The 22,569-nt window shown below is 48.7% G+C and carries 23 protein-coding genes; 12 read left to right on the plus strand and 11 right to left on the minus strand.

All coding sequences use genetic code 11. From position 1 onward, the window contains the following. Positions 1 to 522 precede the first annotated feature (522 nt). Positions 523 to 1,260, minus strand: coding sequence for a dienelactone hydrolase family protein (locus tag ACSHX2_RS13380; protein ID WP_435693477.1), 738 nt, complete (start codon positions 1,258 to 1,260; stop codon positions 523 to 525). Positions 1,261 to 1,535: 275 nt separating this feature from the next. Between ACSHX2_RS13380 and ACSHX2_RS13385 the strand changes: the two genes are divergently transcribed. The 10 genes from ACSHX2_RS13385 to ACSHX2_RS13430 all read left to right on the plus strand — a co-directional run bounded on the left by ACSHX2_RS13385 (position 1,536) and on the right by ACSHX2_RS13430 (position 10,267). Beyond that, positions 1,536 to 3,683 (plus strand): PAS domain S-box protein, encoded by a 2,148-nt coding sequence (locus tag ACSHX2_RS13385; protein ID WP_435693454.1) that lies wholly within the window; start codon positions 1,536 to 1,538, stop codon positions 3,681 to 3,683. Positions 3,684 to 3,688: 5 nt separating this feature from the next. Next, positions 3,689 to 4,342 carry a response regulator transcription factor gene (locus ACSHX2_RS13390; RefSeq protein WP_435693455.1) on the plus strand — a complete coding sequence of 218 codons (654 nt, stop codon included), beginning with the start codon at positions 3,689 to 3,691 and terminating at the stop codon, positions 4,340 to 4,342. A 116-nt stretch (positions 4,343 to 4,458) separates the two neighbouring features. Next, positions 4,459 to 4,845 carry a hypothetical protein gene (locus tag ACSHX2_RS13395; RefSeq protein WP_435693456.1) on the plus strand — a complete coding sequence of 129 codons (387 nt, stop codon included), beginning with the start codon at positions 4,459 to 4,461 and terminating at the stop codon, positions 4,843 to 4,845. A 93-nt stretch (positions 4,846 to 4,938) separates the two neighbouring features. Beyond that, positions 4,939 to 5,232, plus strand: a complete 294-nt coding sequence (locus ACSHX2_RS13400; RefSeq protein WP_435693457.1) for a hypothetical protein — start codon at positions 4,939 to 4,941, stop codon at positions 5,230 to 5,232. A 109-nt stretch (positions 5,233 to 5,341) separates the two neighbouring features. Beyond that, a complete protein-coding gene (locus tag ACSHX2_RS13405; protein WP_435693458.1) occupies positions 5,342 to 5,629 on the plus strand; it encodes a response regulator transcription factor in 288 nt (95 codons plus the stop codon). Between the two features lie 90 nt (positions 5,630 to 5,719). Beyond that, positions 5,720 to 6,112, plus strand: a complete 393-nt coding sequence (locus ACSHX2_RS13410; RefSeq protein WP_435693459.1) for a response regulator transcription factor — start codon at positions 5,720 to 5,722, stop codon at positions 6,110 to 6,112. An 85-nt stretch (positions 6,113 to 6,197) separates the two neighbouring features. Beyond that, positions 6,198 to 7,436, plus strand: coding sequence for an ABC transporter substrate-binding protein (locus ACSHX2_RS13415; RefSeq protein ID WP_435693460.1), 1,239 nt, complete (start codon positions 6,198 to 6,200; stop codon positions 7,434 to 7,436). A 77-nt stretch (positions 7,437 to 7,513) separates the two neighbouring features. Next, positions 7,514 to 8,017, plus strand: a complete 504-nt coding sequence (locus ACSHX2_RS13420; protein ID WP_435693461.1) for a rhodanese-like domain-containing protein — start codon at positions 7,514 to 7,516, stop codon at positions 8,015 to 8,017. A 54-nt stretch (positions 8,018 to 8,071) separates the two neighbouring features. Continuing rightward, positions 8,072 to 8,485: a hypothetical protein gene (locus ACSHX2_RS13425; protein ID WP_435693462.1), complete on the plus strand. Its 414-nt coding sequence runs from the start codon at positions 8,072 to 8,074 to the stop codon at positions 8,483 to 8,485. A gap of 27 nt (positions 8,486 to 8,512) precedes the next feature. Further along, on the plus strand, positions 8,513 to 10,267 hold the full coding sequence (locus ACSHX2_RS13430; protein WP_435693463.1) for a SulP family inorganic anion transporter: 1,755 nt from the start codon (positions 8,513 to 8,515) through the stop codon (positions 10,265 to 10,267). Between the two features lie 38 nt (positions 10,268 to 10,305). Here ACSHX2_RS13430 and nspC read toward each other — a convergent pair whose 3' ends face one another. The 8 genes from nspC to ACSHX2_RS13470 form a co-directional block, all read right to left on the minus strand. Continuing rightward, positions 10,306 to 11,454, minus strand: a complete 1,149-nt coding sequence (gene nspC / locus ACSHX2_RS13435) for a carboxynorspermidine decarboxylase (protein ID WP_435693464.1) — start codon at positions 11,452 to 11,454, stop codon at positions 10,306 to 10,308. A gap of 62 nt (positions 11,455 to 11,516) precedes the next feature. Further along, positions 11,517 to 13,472 carry an acetate--CoA ligase gene (gene acs, locus ACSHX2_RS13440; RefSeq protein ID WP_435693465.1) on the minus strand — a complete coding sequence of 652 codons (1,956 nt, stop codon included), beginning with the start codon at positions 13,470 to 13,472 and terminating at the stop codon, positions 11,517 to 11,519. Positions 13,473 to 13,632: 160 nt separating this feature from the next. Next, entirely contained in the window at positions 13,633 to 14,475 is an 843-nt protein-coding gene (locus ACSHX2_RS13445) for a pseudouridine synthase (RefSeq protein WP_435693466.1), read from the minus strand. Positions 14,476 to 14,650: 175 nt separating this feature from the next. Continuing rightward, complete coding sequence (locus ACSHX2_RS13450; RefSeq protein ID WP_435693467.1) at positions 14,651 to 14,806, minus strand: small basic protein; 156 nt, start codon at positions 14,804 to 14,806, stop codon at positions 14,651 to 14,653. Between the two features lie 110 nt (positions 14,807 to 14,916). Next, positions 14,917 to 15,930, minus strand: a complete 1,014-nt coding sequence (locus ACSHX2_RS13455; RefSeq protein ID WP_435693468.1) for a UbiA family prenyltransferase — start codon at positions 15,928 to 15,930, stop codon at positions 14,917 to 14,919. 84 nt (positions 15,931 to 16,014) lie between these two features. Then, complete coding sequence (eboE, locus tag ACSHX2_RS13460) at positions 16,015 to 17,187, minus strand: metabolite traffic protein EboE (protein ID WP_435693469.1); 1,173 nt, start codon at positions 17,185 to 17,187, stop codon at positions 16,015 to 16,017. 48 nt (positions 17,188 to 17,235) lie between these two features. Further along, a complete protein-coding gene (locus ACSHX2_RS13465) occupies positions 17,236 to 18,036 on the minus strand; it encodes a TatD family hydrolase (RefSeq protein ID WP_435693470.1) in 801 nt (266 codons plus the stop codon). Positions 18,037 to 18,079: 43 nt separating this feature from the next. Next, a complete protein-coding gene (locus tag ACSHX2_RS13470) occupies positions 18,080 to 18,358 on the minus strand; it encodes a hypothetical protein (protein ID WP_435693471.1) in 279 nt (92 codons plus the stop codon). A gap of 157 nt (positions 18,359 to 18,515) precedes the next feature. Here ACSHX2_RS13470 and ACSHX2_RS13475 point away from each other — a divergent pair, with 157 nt between their 5' ends. Both ACSHX2_RS13475 and ACSHX2_RS13480 read left to right on the plus strand, forming a co-directional pair. Next, positions 18,516 to 18,845 carry a hypothetical protein gene (locus tag ACSHX2_RS13475; RefSeq protein WP_435693472.1) on the plus strand — a complete coding sequence of 110 codons (330 nt, stop codon included), beginning with the start codon at positions 18,516 to 18,518 and terminating at the stop codon, positions 18,843 to 18,845. A 7-nt stretch (positions 18,846 to 18,852) separates the two neighbouring features. Then, entirely contained in the window at positions 18,853 to 19,887 is a 1,035-nt protein-coding gene (locus ACSHX2_RS13480; RefSeq protein WP_435693473.1) for an NAD(P)/FAD-dependent oxidoreductase, read from the plus strand. Here ACSHX2_RS13480 and ACSHX2_RS13485 read toward each other — a convergent pair. Next, positions 19,884 to 22,247, minus strand: coding sequence for a BatD family protein (locus ACSHX2_RS13485; RefSeq protein WP_435693474.1), 2,364 nt, complete (start codon positions 22,245 to 22,247; stop codon positions 19,884 to 19,886). The two genes, ACSHX2_RS13480 and ACSHX2_RS13485, sit on opposite strands and share 4 nt — an antisense overlap. 4 nt (positions 22,248 to 22,251) lie before the next feature. After that, positions 22,252 to 22,569 (minus strand): hypothetical protein (locus ACSHX2_RS13490; protein ID WP_435693475.1); only part of this gene is annotated, 318 nt, incomplete at its 5' end.

Here is a 22,569-nt window from a genome sequence, read left to right on the forward strand (position 1 = left end):
GTGAGGGACTCAAGGTATCGCCTGCGGCTCAACCGTTGGGCTTGGAGACTGAAGCCCGTTGGGATTCTTGAGGATAGAGGCGTAGCCAGTTGGAAGGGGGGCTGCGGTGTTACTTAAGTTTCGGCAAGACGTGCTCTTTATGAGCTTGGATTTTAGCCAAGGGGAAGGTTTTTTTCGGGGGGGGACCTACCGTTTGAGCTTCGCTCTACACAGTAGGCTGGTTTGAATTTCGGCTTTGCCGAAAGGGGGTGTTTTACAGCGAAAGGTTCGAAAAATGCCAGTACGATGAAACTTGGATCTCTCTAATCTCACGAATTGGTTAGGCGCGTGGATTGGCGTTTGGCTCGGCAGGGACGATTTTCCAAATCGTCCGGCGGTGTAAGGATCTTGTCGCGATCTTTACCATGGGGGGTGCCCATCAAGGTGCTTCACGGGAGTCATTAGCTTAGAGCTTTCTGATCTCCGTATTGAGCTGGACGATTTGGGGAATCGTCCCTGCCTTTTTGAGGTTTGAGGAGGGGGTTACCTGAGGGTGCGGTGGAAGAGGTCGAGGATGAGGCGGTGGCAGAGGGTGGCTAGCTCTGGGTCGTAGCGGTCGCCTTCGTCGCGCATGAAGGCGTGTTGGCCGTTGAGTTCGTGCCAGGTGAAGTTGTTTTCAGCGTCGTTGAGGGTGGAGTAGAGCAGCTTGCGTCCATCGAGTGGGACGTGTGGGTCTTGTCGGCCCCAGACGAACATGAGTTCGCCCGCGATGCTGGAGAGTTGTTCGATGGTTTGTGGCTGGTCGCCGGCCGGCATGGTGGAGGAATGGATGTCGGTGGCGTAGAGGCAGGCTGCGGCTTGGACGCGTGGGTGGAGAGCGGCGCGGCAGGCGAGGTGGCCGCCGAGGCAGACGCCAAAGCTTCCGAGGGTTCCGTTGCAGAATTCTTGTTCGTCTAGCCATTGGACGATGGCCGCGGTGTCGGTGTCGTGGTCGGTGAGCGGCTTGGTGAACTTGTCGTCGTTGCCTTTGTCTTTGCCCGCATCATCGTAGGCGAGCACGGTGCCGATGGGGTTGAGTTCATGGAAAACTTCTGGGACGACTACGACATAGCCGTGACCTGCGAGATAGGCGGCGGTGCGGGCGATGGGTTCGGTGATTTGGAAAATTTCCGAATAGAAAATGACAGTGGGGAATGCGCCATCAAGGGTGGGCCGGATCACGCTACAGCGCATGGTTCCAGTGCTTGTCGTTAGGTCGACGGATGATTGAGTCACGGTCATGTGTCTAGAAAGCATATTGAGGGATTAAGTGACCACTCTAAAGTGGTGTTAGTTTGAGTGTTCTGATGGACTTGTATTTTGTGCTCTCAGCATAGTCGCCTTATAGATGAGCAGATTTTTACAAAAGAGAAAAGATTGCGGGTTTCGTTTTACAGTCGTTAAATACATTATAGCAGTTAGGTTTAGCTCCACCAGCACTAGCCAACGAGCAATAGCCTAGCATGCTAGGAACAAGGCTATCTCTTGTAGCAATGCGCGTTAGGTAATAATAAACAATGATCTCCATTCTCATGTCTATCGGGTCAGTACTTGAAAAAATTGAAATTACCCTCCCTATGCTAGTCGTCGTTGGAGCCATCGTCTTGATCCAAGTCTACTTGGGCGTAGCTTTCTTTTTAAACCGCCGTAAACATCGACATGAAGAGAGTGAAACCGCTTTATTGGTAGAGATCTCGTCAAAGTTTGTGCACCTGCCGTCTTGCGAGGTTGATTGTGCCATAACAGAGGCCCAGCGTCGTCTTTGTGAGTTGCTAGATATTGACTTCATGGTGCTTTGGCAATGGTCTGATAAAAATACAGGATCATTTATTGCTACGCATTCCTATAGCCTACAGGACGGAGTTCAGCCAACCTTTGAAAGGAGTGATGATGCGTATCCTTGGGTTCGATCTGAGGCTCTTGCTGGGCGCTCTATTTTGCTTCGTTCATTAGATGAGATTCCCGAAGAGGGGGCCAAAGACCGAGAGTCTGCTAGTCAGGCTGGCATTAAATCAAATCTAACTCTTCCGCTCTCCGTTGGAGGGGAAAAATCTTTGGGGGTTCTTACCTTAAACACAACTCGTAGAGAACGGGCTTGGCCAGATCCATTGGTCAAACGCATGCAGTTGCTGGCTCAGATTTTCGCCAACGCACTTGCTCGTAAACGATCTGATGAGCAAAAAAAGGAAAGTAACATGCGCTTGAATCTAGCGATGGACTCAGCAGACGCCGGACTCTGGGAACTTGACTTGGATTCACAAACTTTTTTTCTCAATGAGAAGTCGCAGACTATTTTTGGCTATACCCCTAATGAGCTGGCAACAATGAGAAAATTTGAAGCGTCGGTTCATCCTGAAGACTGGCCGACCGTGGAAAAGAGCATTAGCGGCGCAGTGAAATCAGGGCTCCCCATCAACGTGGAATACCGGATACGACATGCTGATGGTGAAGAACACTGGGTCATCTCTAAGGGGCGTCCCTGTTTAACTTCGGAGGGTAAAGTGGAGCGAATTCTGGGCCTGTCTATGGACATCACTCATCGAAAGAGGGCTGAATCTCAACTGCATCAAATGTCGCTGGTGGTAGATCAAAGCCCCGTATTGGTAGTTATCACCGATGTGTCTGGGATCATTGTTTATGCGAACCAAAAATTCACCGAGGTCACAGGATACTCTCTCGACGAATGTATCGGCAAGACGCCTCGTATTTTGAAGTCTGGGGATTATGCGACCAAAGCGTATAAGGAATTATGGGCTAGCATTTTGCAGGGGGAAGTCTGGAGCGGAGAGTTTCACAACCGCAAGAAAAACGGGGAGCTCTACTGGGAGCGAGCAATCATCTCTCCTATGATTAACGCCAAAGGCAAAGTCACGCATTTCATTGGAATCAAAGAAGATATCACTGAGCAGCGCCGCACAGAAATAGAAACGCAGGAGTTACGTACTAACTTAGCTCACTCTGGACGGGTGACTCTGCTGGGGCAGTTGGCATCAGCTTTGGCTCATGAACTTAGCCAACCACTGGGCGCTATCCTTCGGAATGCTGAAGCTGCCGAGATCATGCTCAAGAGCGAAGCTCCAGACTTGATTGAACTCCGAGCCATCATTGATGATATCTTAAGAGATGATGAAAGAGCGGGTCAAGTAATCGCCCGACTTCGCTCGCTTCTCAAGCGACGCAGTATTGATACCCAAGCTGTTTCTATGCCAGAGGTGATCACCGAAGTGCTGACACTGGTGCAAGCCGATGCGGTGGATAGAAGTACAACAATCACTACTTCGATTTCAGCAGATTTGCCGAATGTATTAGCTGACAGGATTCACCTCCAGCAGGTTTTGCTTAATTTGATTGTCAATGCAATGGACGCGATGAATCAGTGCTCCCTCGACCACCGGAGGGTGGAGATTAGCGTGTGTCTACCGAATTTAGAATGCGTAGAAGTCCGGATCTGTGACGCTGGAGTGGGGATTCCAGCCGATTCGCTAGAGAAGTTGTTCGAGCCATTTTTCACCTCCAAGCCGAATGGCATGGGTGTAGGACTACCCGTGTCTCGTACAATCATCGAAGCGCACCAAGGGAAGCTTTGGGCTGAAAATCGACCGGAGGGTGGTGCTTGTTTCTGCTTTACTCTGCCGGTGGCAGTTGATGACTCTAGCCTTAGTTAATGACGATGAATTCTAGTATTTCCAGTGCCGACCAGTTTAGTGATGAGACTTTACCAGAAGAGACCATCTATCTGATTGATGATGATGTTTCATTCTTACGCTCACTCTCGCGTCTGCTTCGAGTTTCTGGCTTTCAGGTTGTGATCCACGATTCCGCGAGCGATTTTTTGGGGACACTGCATAATGCTATGCGTGGTTGTGTGATTACCGACCTAATGATGCCTGGGATGAACGGCCTAGAGCTTCAGCAAGCGTTAGGTCAGGCTGGATGCTCATTGCCAGTCGTCTTTCTCTCAGGTCATGGTGACATACCTACTTCTGTTAAGGCGATGCGAAGAGGGGCTGAAGATTTCCTCACAAAAACATCTCCTAAGGAGGACCTTCTAGATGCGGTGAAAAGGGCGTTGGCTAACAATCAACGAGATCATGCAAAGCATGCCCGGTTGCAAGCCATTCGGCAGAGTTTGGACTCACTTTCTGGACGTGAGCGCGAGGTGTTAATGCACGTGGTAGAGGGGAAGCTGAACAAGCAGATTGCCTCAGACTTGGGGATCCATGAGAGAACGGTGAAGCTCCATCGCACCAATCTAACGAAAAAGCTTCAAGTGTTTTCTGTCGCGGAGCTGACTCGATTGGTTCTGGAAGCTAGAGAACCATAACTTCCGTGTAGATAATGAAGTCCGTCTGACCTTCTCTAAGGGGCTGTAGACGTCCTTTGCTCATCAGTTTATTGCTAGATTCCTCCGATAGACATCGAATCCTACCAATAATGACCATGACTACGAAAGTGAAAACCATCGCCTTATCCGCCATCTTATTATCCTCCATCCCCGCCATTGCTGGTAGCAGTGTGGCTCCGATTACCATTCAAGAAACAACAACTGACTCAGGATGGCATTACAAAGCAGCCCTGTATGCTTGGGGTGAGAACCTCGAAGGAGACGTGAGTTTGCGCGGGCATGATGTCGATGTGGACCTCGGACTTGACGATATCTTGGACAACCTCGACTTCGCCGTGATGGGCGCTGTGGAAGTAGGCTATGATCGCTGGAGTTTCCTAGCGGACATGAGTTACGCGGATCTCAGTGGCAGTAAGAACGGCCTACGCACCACTACTAAAGTCGATCTCAGCCAGTTCATCGGAAATTTTGTTGTCACGTAAAACCTGATTGATACTGAGCCGACAAATTTTGATATTTATCTTGGTGGCCGTGTTAACTCACTGGATCTTGAAGTAGAGGTAGAGACTCAGAGAGTGGGTTCACTTCGTGCTGACGACAGTAACACTTGGGTGGATCCTATCATCGGTGTGCGCTACCAGTATGAATTTTCAGATAAGTTTTTATTCCGTGCTGTGGGTGATGTCGGCGGCTTTAGCATCGCTTCTGATTTCACCTGGCAGGCTATGGCCGCCTTTGGTTATCGGGTCAACGACTGTGGTTCTGTATTGCTCGGCTACCGTGGAATCGGCACTGATTACAGTGATGGAGACTTCGCTTACGACGTGATCAATCACGGCGTGGTACTTGGGTATGAATTTACGTTTTAGGCATTTGGAGTGGTTGAAGAATCATGATCCCACATAGGCTAACAGTTTCATTTCCTCTGAGTTCAGTTACGCTCACTCTCACGTCTACTTCGAGTTTCAAGCATCTCCTATGGAAGATCTTCTAGATGCCATGAAAAGGGCGTTGGCTAACAATCAACGAGATCATGCAAAGCATGCCCGGTTGCAAGCCATTCGGCAGAGTTTGGACTCACTTTCTGGACGTGAGCGCGAGGTGTTAATGCACGTGGTAGAGGGGAAGCTGAACAAGCAGATTGCCTCAGACTTGGGGATCCATGAGAGAACGGTGAAGCTCCATCGCACCAATCTAACGAAAAAGCTTCAAGTGTTTTCTGTCGCGGAGCTGACTCGATTGGTTCTGGAAGCTAGAGAACTTTGATTTAGCATTATTTGCTCAGACTCCTGAGTCTCCTGCCCTAAGGGGCTGTAGACGAAGTTGAGGATGGGGTGTTATTTATTATCCAATCTCATGGATATCAAACCCAACCGCTACGTGGCAATTGTGGACGACGACGACAGTATCTGTCGCTCGTTCAGTCGTTTGCTGAAGGCTGTTGGGTTCTCTCCTGTGAGCTACAGCTCAGCCGAAGCGTTTCTGGCAGACTCTGAACGTCCGCCATTTGACTGCCTGTTGTTGGATATACAGATGGCAGGCATTTCAGGTCTTGAACTGAAACACAAACTGTCTGCCGCCAATGACAAGACGCCGGTCATCTTCATTACTGCGCACGATAGCCCAGAAGTGAAAGAAGAGGCAATCGTATCTGGCTGTTTAGGATATTTTGGGAAAACAGACTCAGGAAAAGAGATTATCAATCTTATCAAGGGGGCAGTCACCACCACCCGAGACAACCTGCCCTAAGGGGCTGTAGACGATCAAATGAGCACTGATTATAGTAAGTTTAAATACAGGGTCGTCTCCTAGAAACCCCCAATTTTTAGCAACTATGAATGAAAATAAAATCGATGTTCCAGTATGCGGCTGTGCCATCGGAGATCTCTCTAAACTAACTGAAACCATGAACACTACAGAAAAAAAATCCGATACGGTTCCTTTGGACTGGAACGAAGTTTATTACACCAACTGCCCACTAGTTTCCGCGAGTAATGTGGACCAAGAACTCGGATGGACCCGTGAAGAATACAAGAAAATCGGAGTGAAGTATGCCTTCCTTCGCTCAGAGCGTGGCAACAATTGGTACCCACACTACATCCATAATATGGATAACTTGATTCGCTTTGGTGGGCTGTTTCCGCCGGTTCACGTCAAGGCTGACCTCCGTGATACAGTGCTGTTAGGTGTCACCCACGCCCCAAAAGAGGGCGGCTGCATGATGGTGCGCTCACGCGATGATATCTACAGCATGAGCGAACTCAAAGGTAAGAAAATAGGCCTATCCAAGAGCCTCAATACCATCAAGAACGACTGGTGGCGCATCCAAGAGCACATGCAGATCGAGCTCATGCTACGCATCAATGGCATGACCATGGACGACGTGGAGATCGTTGAATTTCCTTATCCAGATGATTGGTATGACAAGGAGGAAATGCTAGCCCCTATGGACAATGCCTCCGAGCTCTGGCTCAAGCGCGACCACAAGCGCGATCTTGCATTCCGCCCGTTGGAGACAGCGCTGCTAGAGGGTAAAGTCGATGCCATCTACAGCCAAAGCCACGTCTTCCAGAAACTACAAGAGGCGACCGGTAAAATGAAGGCGATCGAAGATCTGTCCAAACATCCGGACTGGACCCTGCAAGTCGCTAACATCCCCGCCACGATCACTTGTACAAGAGTCATGGCTGAGGAGCATCCAGAACTTGTCATCGCCTTCCTCAAGGGGATGATCAAGGTCGGACGCTGGTCAAACGAGCATCAGCATGCCGCTGCTGCCATTCTTGATAAGCAAACATTCTACCTCGATGTGGACGATACCTGCGAGGGAATCAAAAAAATCGATATGGTTCCAAACCTTTCACCTCAGAACCTGGCTTCTGTAGAAATTGGCAAGGACTTCATGTTTAAGAACGGCTACATCAAAAATGACTTCGATGTACAGGAGTGGGCCGAACCTAAGTTCCTTGAACAAGCCGCACGTGAGCTGCTCGAAGAAGAATGGGCGAAACGTACTACAGCCAAACTTCCAGATGTCGCAGCACCGCTCTCTGACGGTGGAATGCTGGGCTAAGACCAACCAGACTTTGCGGAGTCGACCTCATGAGATCGACTCCGCATTTAACCTAACCGCCCATGTGGCACTCTAATATGTCTGATTCTAATAGCACTTTACCCAAGGGGAAACAAACAGCTCTCGGGCTTTATGTAACCGCAGATGAGGCCTTCAAAATGTGGCAGGCTGATCCAGAAAAGGTGATAATCCTCGATGTGCGCACTCCAGAGGAATTCCTCTTTGTTGGCTATCCAACAATGGCGTGGAAAATCCCTGTCATTGCCCAAACATACGAATGGGATGCTGAGAAAAGTCAGTTTCCAATGAAAATGTTACCCGATTTCGTTTCACGAGTCAGTGAAGTAGCACAGCCTGGTGACCTCATTTTGGCCACTTGTCGATCTGGTGGACGTAGTGCCATCGCGTGCAATCTATTAGCTAAGGCTGGCTTTACCAATGTCTACAGTATCGTCGACGGTATCGAAGGAGATAGTAATGGGAGCTCCGAAAGCACACCTCAGGGTGGCTGGAAAAACTCGGATTGCCCATGGACCAAAAAGTTAACACCAGAACGGATGCTTCTCCCTACTTCAGACTAACATTCGCGGTTCCATGAATGCAATCGATCTCACTCACAAAGTAGAATCATACTGATGATAGATACGATTCTAGAAATGCTCACCACACGGGGTGGAAACCTTATTGATCGATTAAGTGGACCTCTAAACTTCCGTCTATTTATCATGCCTCTGGTTGTGAGTACGTTGGCATTTCGGGCTCATATGAAGGATGTGAAGATGGGCAACCCCACATTCTTGGGAGCATTCCTATTGGATAAGCGTGAGCGTCGACGTCTGTTGGTCTCAGGCCTTAAGGATTTTGGACGTGTGTTCATCTTCGCCTGTGTGCTCGACACGATCTATCAGCTTATGGTGCTCCACACATTTTACGTTGGTGAGCTCCTTCTGGTTGCCACCACTTGTGCCATCGTACCCTATTTCCTCGTTCGCGGTCCCGTCTTACGTCTCGCTGGCCGTCTATTTAAAAAGCAAAAGAGTCAGGGATAGGCCACTGATCTCTCACTCAATGTATTCATGAAGCTATTTCGAAAATATTTACCAATCCTCACTTGGGGAGCCGAATACAACCGTCAAACGATGGTCAACGACTTGATCGTGGCATGTATTGTTACTGTGATGCTGATCCCGCAGTCATTGGCTTACGCCATGTTGGCTGGCTTGCCGCCTCAGGTCGGCCTCTATGCATCCATGGCACCTTTGTTAATGTATGCGATATTCGGCACCTCGCGCACACTTGCTGTCGGTCCAGTGGCTGTGGCCAGTCTGATGACGGCTGCCGCGGCTGGGACAATAGCATCTCAAGGGGCTCCTGAATATCTCGGAGCAGCTATCGCGATGGCTATGGTTTCAGGGTTGTTATTGGTTGGTATGGGCATGTTACGCCTTGGTTTTCTAGCCAATTTTCTAAGTCATCCGGTGATTTCTGGATTCATCACTGCTTCAGGTCTTCAGATTGCGATGGGCCAGGTAGCCCCCCTCATTGGCATCAAGGGTCATGGCGAAAGCTTTTTTGACGTGGTGCAATCGATGCTGCCACATCTCGGAGACGTGAATCCAGCAACTGCTGCGGTAGGTATCACATCTCTGGTCTTTCTTTTTTGGGTACGTAGTGGGCTCAAACCACTGTTACAAAAAATTGGGATGGGCGAGCGCAGTGCCGGAATGCTAGCCAAGTTGGGGCCAATTGTGGCCATTGGCTTGACCACTGTTTCAGTCTGGAGCTTCGGATTGGCTGACCAAGGTGTCAAGGTAGTGGGCACTGTGCCCAAGGGCTTGCCGACTCTTGCTATGCCTTCGTTTGAGATGGATCTCTGGCTGAAGATTCTCGTTCCAGCGTTGCTGATATCCATCGTTGGCTACGTGGAGTCTATTTCGGTAGCTCTCACTCTCGCCGCCAAACGCCGTCAACGTATCGATCCTGACCAGGAACTAATCGCCTTAGGAATGTCCAATGTTGGCTCCGCTGTCTCTGGAGGATTTCCTGTGACAGGAGGTTTTTCACGTTCAATAGTGAACTTCGATGCCGGGGCTGAAACTCCAGCTGCTGGAGCATTCACTGCAATCGGAATCGCTATAGCTACTCTCTTTCTTACACCATTATTGTACTTTCTACCCAACGCGACATTGGCGGCGACGATCATTGTTGCAGTATTATCGTTGGTCGATCTTGGAGCGGTAAAACACACGTGGCGTTATTCGAAAGCTGACGGCGCAGCTATGGCTGCGACCATCCTGCTAACCTTGATTGAAGGCGTGGAGCTAGGGTTGATTACCGGAGTGGGGCTTTCCATTTTCCTTCATCTTTACAAGACATCGAAGCCACATGTTGCCGTTGTCGGGCAACTCCCGGGCACGATGAATTTCCGGAACACACTACGTCATGGGGTGGTGACTGATCCCGCAATCCTTTCATTACGTATTGATGCCAGCCTGTACTTCCCTAACGCACGATTTATCGAAGAGATGGTCAACGACGCTGTCGCTGCCAATTCTAAAATCCGTCACGTCATCTTGGAGTGTCCAGCAGTGAATACCATCGACTCCTCTGGTCTCGAGAGTTTGGAGGCAATCAACCAAAGACTGAAGGAAGGTGACGTCAATTTACATCTAGCTGAAGTCAAGGGGCCGGTGATGGATCGGTTGTTAGGTACACATTTCTTAGAGGAGCTAACAGGTGAAGTACACCTCACTCAATACGATGCTGTTGCTCGTATCAATCCTGAATTGGCCATCTCAACGATGGAGAAGAAAAGAGTGGTAAAGGGTTAGTCTGAGTCATGCCGATATAGAGCACAGGGTGTGGATTTTTAGCAAAGTCTGTTTCGGAAATCCTCGTAGGTGAATTCTCGGATGGTTTCGAGGCTTCCATCTTCGTTTTTGAGGGCTATGGCTGGGTGGGGGACTCCGTTGAAGGTAGTAGTTTTGACCATGGTGTAGTGGGCCATGTCATCGAAGGTGAGGGTGTCGCCAATTTGTAGTGCTTTGCTAAAGGTGTAGTCGCCAATGATGTCGCCAGCGAGACAACTTGGTCCTCCTAGTCGGTAGAGGTGTGGCCCGCTCTCAGTAGCGAGTGTGCCATCTGGACCAAAAAGATCCGGGCGGTAGGGCATTTCTAACACGTCAGGCATGTGGCAGGTGGCTGAGACGTCGAGGATGGCAATCTGTTGGCCCGCATTTTCGACAATGTCGACGACTGATGCCTCGAGAACGCCGGTGTGGATGGCGATGGCTTCACCGGGTTCGAGCCATATTTGGTCTAGATTGTAGCGTTCGCGGGTTTGTTGAATGAGGCGGATGAGGCGATCAACGTCATAATCTGGCTTGGTGATCCAGTGGCCGCCACCCATGTTGAGCCAAGTGATTTCAGGTCGATTTAGGAGTGTGCCAAACTTTTGGTCGATGGCTTCGAGAGTCGTTTCTAAGTCATCAGAGTTTTGTTCGCAAAGGGTGTGAAAGTGGAGGCCGGTGATTCCTGTGAGGTCTACTCCTTCGAGTGACTGGGCTGTAGCTCCGAGTCGTGAGCCAGCGGCACATGGATCATAGATAGGCGTGCTTCCAGTGGAGTGCTCAGGGTTGATGCGAATCCCGCACTTAAGTTCTCCGGAGAGGAAGCGTGGGTGGCTGGTGACCATTTCGCGAAAGCGAAGCCATTGGCTGGGGGAGTTGAAATCGAGGTGGTTTGATATCTCTACGAGTTCTTTAATTTCGGCTTCCTTGTAGGCTGGTGAATAGGTGAGCGTGTGCTTGCCCATTTCCTGATGAGAAAGCTGCGCTTCCCAGAGTCCACTAGCACAGCAACCATCGAGATATTCTGCAATGAGGGGGAAAGTTTTCCATAAGGAAAAGCCCTTGAGAGCGAGGACAATGTTACAGTCCGCTAGCTGCTTCACCTGGCTAAGAATCTCTAGGTTCTTTTTCAGTGCTGCTAGATCGATGATGTATCGCGGTGTGGACATGTGCGTGTAAATAAAAAAGCGGAGGCCTCACTGGCCTCCGCTTTGGAGAATAGTGAAAGTGATTAGCCTTTCAAGGACTTCTCAAGTGCGTCGATGACTTTGCTGTCTTCTAGAGTGGTCACATTGCCAGTGACTTTGCCTGTATTGACGAGTTCTTTGAGGAGTCGGCGCATGATCTTACCTGAACGGGTCTTAGGTAGTCCGGCTGGTGCGAAGTGAATGGCGTCAGGTTTAGCAATGGCACCGATGACAGTGCCGACGTGGTTACGGAGTTCAACTTTAAGGGCGTCAGTCTCCTTATAGTCACCTTTGAGAGTGACGAAGCAGACGATGGATTCACCTTTGATTTCATGTGGCTTACCGATAACAGCGGCTTCAGCGACTGCTGGGTGCGCTACGAGAGCTGACTCGATTTCAGCGGTGCCAAGACGGTGGCCTGAGACGTTAAGCACATCGTCGAGACGACCGATGATGTAGATGTTGCCCTTCTTGTCTTTCTTGGCTCCATCACCAGCGGTGTACATGCCATCGTAGTCACTCCAATAAGTGTCTTTATAGCGCTTTTTATCACCGTAAATAGTGCGGAGCATGGATGGCCATGGCTTGCGAATCACGAGGCGACCAGGCTGGTCTGTTTTACACTCATTGCCTTCTTCATCGAGAATAGCTGCGTCGACGCCGAAGAATGGAAGTGTCGCTGTACCAGGCTTGATAGGAGTGCAGCCAGGGAGTGGGGAAACCATGATGGCTCCTGTTTCTGTTTGCCACCATGTGTCAACGATTGGACAACGACCTCCACCAATTTTATTGTAGTACCATGCCCAGGCAGCGGGGTTGATAGGTTCTCCAACAGTTCCTAACAAGCGGAGTGAAGATAGGTCGTGCTTATCGACAAATTCGTCGCCAGCTTTGATAAATGCACGGATAGCTGTAGGGGCTGTGTAGAAAATGGTCACACCGTATTCTTCGATGATACTCCAGAAGCGGCTCCAGTCTGGGAAGTTCGGGCCGCCTTCGTACATGACCTGGGTCACTCCATTGAGGAGAGGGCCATAGGTGATGTAGGAATGGCCAGTGATCCAGCCTACATCAGCAGTGCACCAGTAGACATCGTCATCTTTCATATCGAAGATGTATTTACAGGTGCTGTAGGTGCCGACCATGTAGCCAGCGGATGTATGGAGGATTCCTTTTGGCTTACCAGTGGAACCTGATGTGTAGAGAATGAAGAGTGGGTGCTCCGCTTTGAAGCCTTTGGCCTTGTGAGTCGCAGGAGCTTTAGCTGTTTCATTATGCCACCAGAAATCGCGCCCTTTCTTCATCACTATTTCGTTATCACAACGTTTAAGAACGATAACGGATTTGACTTCTTTGTTGTGCTTCAGTGCTTCATCCATGTTGTCCTTGAGCGGGACTACACCTCCACGGCGCCATGAACCATCAGCAGTAATCACTGCCACAGCTTTGGAGTCTTCTAAGCGGTCTTTGATCGATTCTGAGGAAAATCCACCGAACACGATGGTGTGAACTGCTCCTATGCGTGCACATGCGAGCATAGCAATAGTAGCTTCAGGTACCATTGGCATATAGATGAGCACGCAGTCTTTAGATTTGACTCCTTGGGCGATCAGGACGTTAGCCATGCGGCAGACTTCGCGTTGAAGCTGCTGGTAGGTGATGATGCGTTTGTCGCCGGGTTCACCTTCCCAAATGATTGCGGCTTTATTTCCTTTGCCTTCTTCTACGTGTCGGTCGACAGCATTTTCACAAACATTGAGTTTAGCGCCTTTAAACCACTCCGCATAAGGAGCTTCCCATTCGAGGACTTTGTCCCACTTTTTTTGCCACTTAAGTTCCTTGGCTTCACGAGCCCAAAAGAGGTGTGGTTTCTCAATAGACTCGGCGTACATGCGCTTGTACTGAGCCATGCTCGAGACTCGTGCGTTTTTAGAAAATTCTTTTGAGGGTTTAATCTCTGTGTTTTCGTCGATTTCAACGAAGGGTGTTTTCTTGCTCATAAAATGGTGTGGGAAAGTGTTCTCAAATAGTGGAGGCAAGCTATCAGCTGTCTAAAGTGCATGACAACTATGAACTCTAGAAAGTTACTATCTCTATTAGATACAAAAAAGCTCACTCGGGAATGAGTGAGCTTTATAAAAATTCTGGATAGGTTTTATTCTATCGGCGCTTTTTGTAGGTCTTCGCAGAGCGCTGTGTGCTTTTAGGTGCTCTTTTACGTGCTGTTTTCTTCTTCGCAAATTTGGAAGCAGTTTTTACATCAGCACGTGTGCGGTAGGCGCGGTCTGGTTTTGGATTACGCTGGAGAAGCTCGATATCGTGAGCGTCGATCTCTGCGTAACGTCCAGGCTCTAGTCCACCGCCGGTGACGAGACCGATACGGACACGAGTTAGCTTCACTACATTGAGGTGAGCAGCTTTACACATCATGCGAATCTGGCGCTTGAGCCCAGTTTCAAGAACGATGAGGAAGCGGCGTGGTGATAAGCGTTTCACTGATTTTGCGGAAGCCTTAGCCTCACCAGTCCAGATGCCTTTTAGGAATTGATCAAGTACGTCATTACTGAACGCTTGGTTCACTGTAACGAGGTATTCTTTTTCGATCTTCTTCTTAGGATGTGAGAGCTCTTGAGCGAGGTCTCCATCGTTAGTCATTACCAAGAGTCCTTCAGAGTCACGGTCGAGACGGCCAACGTGATTGAGGTGGCGCATGTTCGGTGGGAGTAGCTCGTAGATGGTCTCACGGTGGAGTTCATCATCTTTGGTGCAAACGAGTCCCCTTGGTTTATTAAGGAGAATAGTAGTGGTCTCACGAGGAAGGACACGGGAGTTTCCTATTTTCACAAAATCGTCCTCAGTCACTGTGGTAGATAGATCGATACAGACCTTACCATTGACGATAACTCCTCCATTTTTGATAAGCTCGTCGCATTTACGGCGGGAGCCAATTGCGCAAGAGGCGAGATATTTGTTGAGGCGGATGCCTAATTCTGATTCGGACATGATTAGATTATGAATGTTATTGTCGCGGTCGACGCGAGAGTTTTGATGGGGTGTACAGCGATTTGCTGACTTCTACCGCGAAGGTGCAGTTTTTACGAATGGACTGCGCGTGGTAGAGACAAGAAAACCCGCAAGGCAAAGCCTAGCGGGTTAGAAAGAATTCTAGGTAGACAAATTAGCTAGTCACCTTGGTCTTAGGAAGACCAATTGGAGACTTGCCTTCTTCCCAGTTGCCGGATTCCTGAAGAGCTTTAACGCGCTCGAAACGCTTCATTACGGAACGTTTACCAGCTGCGCTGCCTTTTGCTTTGAGACTTGAATGCTTTGACATAATAAAAAAGTTTTCTTGGTTGGTGGGGGCGCAAACTAGGGGGGAGTTTATTGGAATGCAAGTAGCAATTTGCAATTAATTTAGGTGTTACACCATATTGTCTATGGAGTCTAAGTCGCTGGCGCCCATTTCTGGAGAGTGAGAGAGATGATAAAGAGGATGAGACAAACGATGAGCCATGTCACACCAAAGAAACTGGCGAAGCAGGCATCCAGAAGACAAAAGCCAGCCAAGGACATCGAGACGAACTTACCCTTGTTCGTATTGATTTTTCGAAATGCAGCTACCATCCAGATCAAGTAAAGTAGCAGTGCAGCAATAGAGACGTAAGTATATTTAAAGAGAATGTAATAGGTGTCATGCAGGTGTGCGTTACTATCATACCAACTATAGAGGCCAAGAGTCGGCTGGGCAATGAGTGGGAGAAGGAGCATCACGCTTATGAGTACTTTTCTCCAAGTAATAGGGTTGGGCGATGACTCACTACGCGCCACGCTGGCAAAACAGATGGTGTAGATACCCACAGCGGAAGCGAAGAAGTAGATGGAGAAGGGGATACAACTGGAGCTTAAAGTCCCAACCGCGGATTCGATTGGTGTTTGGTTGACGGCAATCGATGCTCCGAAGATAACAAGAAAGAAGCGACACGCTCCAATCAGCGGTAGGCCGATCCACGGTGAGCGCTTATGCCAAAGTGAGTAGGCAATGATGACTCCAGCTAAGGCGAGGCTGGCAAGGAGTGGGTAGAGATAGAATTCTTTGCTGGAAAGATAGAGGTAGGCACTCGGTAGTATGACCCCAGTACTGATAAGGGTAGTAGCCCAAGTGTAGACTGACTGTCTAGTGAGCCTACCCATGGGGATGGGCCGGTCCGGCTTATGGGCAAGATCGAATTCAACATCGACAGCGTCCCCTAGAAAGCATCCGCCGACATATAAGCAGGAGGCAGCTAAACACGTAGCAATGAGTAGTGTGAGCGAGAATGTGGTATGAGCTATTCCAGATAACTGGAGCGCTGGTAGCTGCACAATCAAGAATGCTACGAGAACATTACACCAGACGGTTGGTAGGTTTGAGATGCGACCTGTAGCGAGGATGGCGGATAGTTTGGACTGTTGGCTCATTTAGATGTGCAGAAGTAGACTGCCGCTATGGAAAGTGTTAGGGGGGGTATATGTGGAAGTAAGTGTTTTTTACTCCCATGCGGGTTACCAATTATTAAGAGTCCAGAGGTATTCTTGAGTAAGCTGTTCATCGATTGGCTGTTGAAGCTCCTCTGGGAGAACTCCCCAAGTGTAGGTCTCCATTTCTAGATGTAGGCAGGTGTCTGAATTCTTTTTCAAGTACGCAAGTGCGTCCTCAGCATGATCACGGGTGGAGCCAAGCGGTGGGGCTGGGTCGTCGTAGAGAGGAATGTGAAAGTGGACACGTCCTTCGGCTGGAGTCTTAAGAGTTTCTTTTTGAGTATTGAGTCGCTCGAGTGCAGGGGGGAGATCCTTGAAGCGGGTGATGTTTCCATCCGCTTCTTTTAACATGAACTGGTGAAGGTAAGTCGGCTCGTCAAAGGGGGCGAGGATACTTAGCTCATCAACTGAATTAAATTTGATAGAAAGTGCGTTCGATAGATGAACCTTTGAGATGCGAATTTTAGCATCGGCGAAGCGGTCGAGCGAGTCAGCGCAGTCTTCGTATTCAAGAGCGAAGTGGCAGGTGTCGTAGTTGAGCCCAATGTGCTTTTCAATAACCGTAAGGTCTAACTCGTTTGCTGATGCCCATCTTTTAAAACGCTCGAAAAATGCGAGTGTTTCTTCTGTGTTCTCAAAATGTCCGAGTGGTTCAGGTTCAAGCCCAAGGTGGAGATCCTTTTCGTACTGTTCAGAAAGCAATGCGATGTGTTCTCCACAGGCGTATAGCTTAGTGAAGATAGTTTCTTCGTCTGCTCCAAATTCCTTGAAGGAACCAGGTAGAGTAGAGACGGAACCACCACATTCGACGGGTGCGAGCTCTGCGATGATATTGAAAAGCTGAAGGGTGTAGCTGAGGCGTTCGTTGGTCGACCAATCTGGTTGGTAAACTTTCTCCTTCACGCGGGTGCCATGGAAAGCGCCAAATGGAAATCCATTGATAGTGTAGACGTAGGCATTTTCTTGCTCTAGCCATGCCTTAAATTGATCAAGATTATCTCCTTCGGATAGCTCAGCTGCAGCTTTGGCCGAGAGGCGCATACCGAGCGCGAAGGCTGCCTTTTTTCCAGTAGCCTGCTGGACGTTATCGCGCACTTGCATGGCGTGTTGCTTGAGCACGGCCCATGTCTCTGCCCAAGTTTCAGCTGGGTGGATATTGGTACAGTAAGACAGGTGGATGTTGTGAGAGAGGAGCATGGAAATACGATTTACGTAAAAGAAAAAATGCGAGCTAGGTCGAATGACTTAGTCGAGCTTGAAGTTAGGGCACTGCTGGAGGAATTTCTTCGGGTTGTCATAGATGACCCGCTCCACGGTTTGCTTGTCGTACTGACGTTTGGCCATTTCTAACGCGGTTTTCACTACAGCGAGAGGGTCGGAATGACCCCAGTCACAAGCTGAGTTCATCCAGATGTTTTCCATGCCGAAGTTTTCAAGAATGTCGATGGCTCGAGCTGGAGTACATTTTGACTCTGGGTAGAGAGTCATGCCGGCCCAGAAGCCATTATCAAGAACAAGTCCAGCAGTGTGTTCTTCCACATGGTCAATGACCACGCGGCTATGGTCCACATTTGCATTCTTTAAAGCATCGATGATAAGTTTCGTACCCTTGAGTTTATCTTCAAGGTGTGGGGTGTGAATGAGAATAGGTTGGTCGTATTTTTTCGCTATTTCGACGTGCTCTTCAAAGATCGCGAGTTCACTCTTCGTGTTTTTATTGAGACCAATTTCGCCAATACCTAGGACGGTGGGGCTATCAATAAAGTCTGGAATGATGGAGAGAACTTCGCGCGCAAAGCCTGCGTCTTCAGATTCTTTAGGGTTGATACAGAGCCAGCAGAAATGGGGGATGCCGTACTTGGCAGCACGCGCTGGCTCGTATTCCGTGAGTTGACGGAAATAGTCATAAAATCCCTGGACTGAGGCGCGGTCATAGCCCGCCCAGAATGCTGGTTCACAGATGGCTTCGCAGCCAGCCATTGCCATTTTCTGATAGTCGTCCGTAGTGCGGCTGACCATGTGTCCGTGTGGTTCGATGTATTTCATGAGAAAGTAATAAGGAAAGAGTGAGAAATAAGACCCGTGTCAGTTATTTATTTGCGGCGTTATTAGGGGCTCCAAAGGCTCCTTGGATAATAGCTGCAGGGATGGGTGTTTCGCTGTCGTCTGAGAGTGCCAAGAGAACTGCTTCCGCGCGACTTTTGTCGCCAGGTTCTAGTAGAGCCTGGATTGCTTTTTGGAAGCCTTCGACGCGAAAATCACCTTCACCATCGTGGCGGTCAAGTCGGTCGAGGTAGGCCGCGATTTCAATCAGATCACGCCGAGCTGGCATGAAGTAAAGGTCGAGGATGTCTTTCTTGTTCGGCATGAGGATATTCTAATGCTGATTTCTACGAATAGCACGGAAGAATTGTATCCTAAATATTAGAATTTTTTCGATGAGATGGTGATGATTTTCATCGATCAAAATGACAGCTCCTCACTCTAGGCTTTTCAAGTGCGTTGAGAGCGGATAGGTGAAGGGCATGGAAGAAAGAGATTTAGGTCCGCAACCGCTTGATACAATGATGGATGCGTGGGACATGAGTAATAATCAAATGGTAGATGTTTCTACTGAGCAGCTCACTCACAAGCAGATTCAACGTGCTCGCAAGGGACGCAGACTCACTTTAAAAATGATGCAGAAGGTGACTCGTGCATTTAATGTAACGATTTGGTTTAAGCTGAATGATGAGCAGAAAGAGGCTTACTTCGAGTACATGCACAAACACCTCTTCAACTATGCCAAAGGTTTTGAAGCAGATTTCGTAGAGCCTAACGAAGCGATTCGTAAGCAAGTGACTGCTTCTGAGTAAGGAGGTAATGCGCGTTGATTATATAATTGTCGGTCAAGGCTTAGCCGGGTCGGCATTGGCAATGGCTTTACTCCGCAGGGGTAAGTCACTCCTAGTAATTGACCAAAATGATCCAGACGCTGCGACTCGAGTGGCGGCTGGTCTAGTGACTACACTGGCTGGGAAAGGAATGAACCCAGCATGGCGCCAGGCTGAGTATTTGCCGCAGGCCATGCAATATTACCAGAGGCTGGAAGCAGAATCTGGTAGCCAGTTTTTTTTCCCTCATCCAGTTTTACGACTTTTTAGCGACGATAAAGAGGCTAAGAAGTTTGATCGAAAGATGTCAGTTATTTCTGACTGGGTCGGCGAGGAAGCCGCTGAGATTAATACTGATCAAGTACATGGCTCTTTTGGAGGCTTCGAAATGGCGCATGGTGGGAGATTAGACACGGTGAAGTATCTGGCTGTCGTACGATCAATCCTAGAGAAAGATGCTGTTTTTCTAGAAGAATCATTTACGGAAAATGATTTGAGCTATACTGAGGGCAAGGTGCGCTGGCGTGACTATTCAGCAAAGCGTGTGATTCTATGCCAGGGCTACGCAGGTCTGGCGAAGGGTGCTTTCTCTTATCTTCCACACCGTAGTGCTAAAGGTGAAATGCTCACGGTTAGAGTAGAGAGTTTAGATTCTGATAGAGTTCTCAATCGAAATGGTTGGATGGTGCCACTCGGTAATAATGAGTGGAGAGCAGGCGCTACTTATGAATGGGAGGACCTTTCGACAACGCCAACTGAGGCTGGTCGCCTAGCCTTGGAGAAAAAGGTGCGAGATCTTATTTCCTTACCATTTGAAACGATGAAACACGAAGTGGGTGTTCGTCCTATTATTCAACGAAGCCAGCCAGTCGTCGGTATGCATCCAGAACAAAAAGCCCTTGGTTTTTTCAACGGTTTGGGCTCAAAAGGGGTCATTACCGCACCGAGTGTGGCTGAGCATTTTGCTGACGTGTTAGAAGGTGATACTGAGCTGGATCCAGAGCTTTCTATTGGGCGGCTCTAATCACTAATAGGCGTCACATTTTTACTCGAGACCCAGCCTCTAACATCGTTTGCTAGTAGGATGTAAGACCAGTCACCTCGCTTCGCGATAATCCGACAAGGGGAGGCTGGAGTGGCATTAATAAGAGTCTTTTTCTCTAACTCTTTTCCGCTAAATTTGATCGGCTCTGTGAGGACTGGTGAGAATTTTGTTAGCATCGCAGCTTCACCTTCGGCAGCTGCTTTTCTCTGCGGGTGGGCAAACCAGATGTAAAAGCTCATTGCGGCGATGCAGGGTGCTAGGATGAGTAGGCTCACTAGTACTGCAAACTTGCCTGCTTTCCATCTGAGAACCTTTAGGGTGATCAGGCTTAAGAGCGTGAGCCAAAGGAAACCAGTACCGACCTGGAAGAAGAGATCTGGATTGAAGTGACTAGCCCATAGTTCGATTCCTGTGAGCGATGGAGGCAAAATGCTGCCTTGCATCTTCTGCGTGAAATCGAGGTTTTTTGAAGCCTCTGGATGATGGGGTTCTATGGCGAGTGCACGCTCATAGTGAAGAGCAGCTTCGCCCGGCTGATTGAGGCGGTAATAACAATTTCCAAGGTTATACTCTAAATCTGCCGAGTATGGATTTTGATCTAACTGTTTTTGATAGGAAGCTAATGCCGCTTTGTAGTCACCCTGGAGCCAGAGTTCAAAACTATCATTCGCTTCAGTACGCGCTGAGAGTGCAAGTGTGAAACAGAGGGCTAGGAGTAAGAATTTCTTGAGCGTATTTAGAATGTTCTTACGCTCGTTTTCTGGGAAACCTTGGGAGGTTTCAGGCTGGTAGCATTGGTTATCACGCTGTTTAAGAATAGCGTCCATTTCAGCTGGTCGGTCTTTTCTATACCATCTTTCGATGAAAGCTCCTGCGTCTTTTAAGAATTCATTGTTGTCTGAGCTTTCTAGTTTTTTGAATGCTTCCAGACGAATAGCTTTTTCGCTGTTTTTGAGTGAGCGCGAATTGGCTTTATTCCGAAGAGCAATCACTAACAGCCATGCCAGTAATGTGGCAGGTAGAAGTTGCCAGATCCAAACAGGGAGTTTGTCACTTTCACCTTTTTGAACAGATCCAAGGTTAATATCGGAAAGTGGGCTCAGGATATCATTCATTTGGGCAACTGGAACGTCTACGGCAGTGACGATGGAGTTTCCACTTACTTTAGGAACGGTGACTGTGAGTGGGCCTGTTTCGGTGGTTTCAGTATAGAATTCCTTAGTCCCAGGATTGAAATGTGAAAACGTGAAGCGTGGGAAAGTGTCAGCTCCGCGTAGTGGCTGTAGGATGTATTTAAATTCCGCTGTACCATTCAGGGCCTTTCTCTCATCACCCTGCTCAACTCGTGATACATCGATTACTTTCCAAGTGGCCGTATCCTCTAAGCTAGGAGCAATGATCTGGGGTAGGTTTCCTGAACCGTTGACGCTGACAGTGGCTGTAATGGATTCGTTTAAGCTAATTGACTCTTTAGTTGGGAGAATAGCCGTGATGTTAAAGTCTCCTACTGCACCATTAAATTCAGCAGGAGGGAGTTTAGGGAAATTGATTACATCAAACTCTGTGGCATCATAGGGGAGGGGGAGTTCGACTGAATTGCGCATGAAACCCCATTGCGGTCGAACTGAGGCTGGAGAAATAATGATGTTTGTCTCTAGTGGGCCAAAACTTGCTTTGCCTGGCTTGAGTGCAGAGAGAACCGTAGTGTAGGTGCGTACTAAATATTGAGCACCATCGATAATGACATTGCCTATGCTGTTCGAGTCACGAGGGGAATCAAAGCGCCAAGCGGTACAGTTAGTGAGCTCTTTGGGCTGGGGAAGTCCCCAGTTTTGTGGATGGCTATTACTAGGAAGGTAGACTTTATATTCTAATAAAGTGGCTTCGCCAGGGAAGAGAGTGGTCTTTGCTGGAAAGAGTTTTGAATAACAGACGATGTCGTTGTCTTTATAGGGGGCTCGAACTCTGTCTAAGACGTCTTGGTTATGTACTGTAATCTCGATCTCAAGGCTTTGTGATGACTTACCTTTATGGGGGAGAATGAGTGAGGGGATGGTGAATGTTCCCGGAGCTTCAGCTTTAATTATATAACGGTATGTGAAGTAACGATCCCCATTGATGTTCTGAAAATTATTCCTTCTCAAGGACACAGGTAGTCCATCGATCGTGATTTCCTGAGGAGGAGATTTATCCGGACGAGCATCGCGGTAAGTAATGTCGAGCGCTGCAAGTTCTCCGACCACGAGGTTGGTGCTAGTGATACTAGTGATCACAGATGAGTCGCTTTGGGCGAAACAGCTGAGTGTTAAGATGAAAAATAGGAAGATGATATGTCTCATGAGTTTACCAATCGATTTCAGGTTTATTGCCTCGCCAGAGTTTACGTTGCTCCATGTTCGGTCGTTGCTGGAGGTCGGCGTGTCTTTCTAACATGTCGCGAGCTTCTTGTTCGGTGATAGTATAGCCATTCTTAGAGGGCTCAGTAGAGGGTTGTCCTTGTGACGCCTGACCGCCGCTTCCTTGCTGGTCACCGTCTTGCTGCTGGTCGCCGTCTTGTTGCTGGTCGCCGTCTTGTTGCTGGTCACCGTCTTGTTGCTGGTCACCGTCTTGTTGCTGGTCACCGTCTTGTTGCTGGTCACCGTCTTGTTGCTGGTCACCGTC

This window comes from Rubritalea sp. (assembly GCF_051252225.1).
Classification (GTDB): Bacteria; Verrucomicrobiota; Verrucomicrobiia; order Verrucomicrobiales; family Akkermansiaceae; genus Rubritalea.

Coding starts and splice junctions, on each gene's coding strand:
- ACSHX2_RS13380 (WP_435693477.1), bottom strand. CDS start 1,260: ATGACCGTGACTCAATCATCCGTCGACCTAACGACAAGCACTGGAACC.
- ACSHX2_RS13385 (WP_435693454.1), top strand. CDS start 1,536: ATGATCTCCATTCTCATGTCTATCGGGTCAGTACTTGAAAAAATTGAA.
- ACSHX2_RS13390 (WP_435693455.1), top strand. CDS start 3,689: ATGAATTCTAGTATTTCCAGTGCCGACCAGTTTAGTGATGAGACTTTA.
- ACSHX2_RS13395 (WP_435693456.1), top strand. CDS start 4,459: ATGACTACGAAAGTGAAAACCATCGCCTTATCCGCCATCTTATTATCC.
- ACSHX2_RS13405 (WP_435693458.1), top strand. CDS start 5,342: ATGGAAGATCTTCTAGATGCCATGAAAAGGGCGTTGGCTAACAATCAA.
- ACSHX2_RS13410 (WP_435693459.1), top strand. CDS start 5,720: ATGGATATCAAACCCAACCGCTACGTGGCAATTGTGGACGACGACGAC.
- ACSHX2_RS13415 (WP_435693460.1), top strand. CDS start 6,198: ATGAATGAAAATAAAATCGATGTTCCAGTATGCGGCTGTGCCATCGGA.
- ACSHX2_RS13420 (WP_435693461.1), top strand. CDS start 7,514: ATGTCTGATTCTAATAGCACTTTACCCAAGGGGAAACAAACAGCTCTC.
- ACSHX2_RS13425 (WP_435693462.1), top strand. CDS start 8,072: ATGATAGATACGATTCTAGAAATGCTCACCACACGGGGTGGAAACCTT.
- ACSHX2_RS13430 (WP_435693463.1), top strand. CDS start 8,513: ATGAAGCTATTTCGAAAATATTTACCAATCCTCACTTGGGGAGCCGAA.
- nspC (WP_435693464.1), bottom strand. CDS start 11,454: ATGTCCACACCGCGATACATCATCGATCTAGCAGCACTGAAAAAGAAC.
- acs (WP_435693465.1), bottom strand. CDS start 13,472: ATGAGCAAGAAAACACCCTTCGTTGAAATCGACGAAAACACAGAGATT.
- ACSHX2_RS13445 (WP_435693466.1), bottom strand. CDS start 14,475: ATGTCCGAATCAGAATTAGGCATCCGCCTCAACAAATATCTCGCCTCT.
- ACSHX2_RS13450 (WP_435693467.1), bottom strand. CDS start 14,806: ATGTCAAAGCATTCAAGTCTCAAAGCAAAAGGCAGCGCAGCTGGTAAA.
- ACSHX2_RS13455 (WP_435693468.1), bottom strand. CDS start 15,930: ATGAGCCAACAGTCCAAACTATCCGCCATCCTCGCTACAGGTCGCATC.
- eboE (WP_435693469.1), bottom strand. CDS start 17,187: ATGCTCCTCTCTCACAACATCCACCTGTCTTACTGTACCAATATCCAC.
- ACSHX2_RS13465 (WP_435693470.1), bottom strand. CDS start 18,036: ATGAAATACATCGAACCACACGGACACATGGTCAGCCGCACTACGGAC.
- ACSHX2_RS13470 (WP_435693471.1), bottom strand. CDS start 18,358: ATGCCGAACAAGAAAGACATCCTCGACCTTTACTTCATGCCAGCTCGG.
- ACSHX2_RS13475 (WP_435693472.1), top strand. CDS start 18,516: ATGGAAGAAAGAGATTTAGGTCCGCAACCGCTTGATACAATGATGGAT.
- ACSHX2_RS13480 (WP_435693473.1), top strand. CDS start 18,853: ATGCGCGTTGATTATATAATTGTCGGTCAAGGCTTAGCCGGGTCGGCA.
- ACSHX2_RS13485 (WP_435693474.1), bottom strand. CDS start 22,247: ATGAGACATATCATCTTCCTATTTTTCATCTTAACACTCAGCTGTTTC.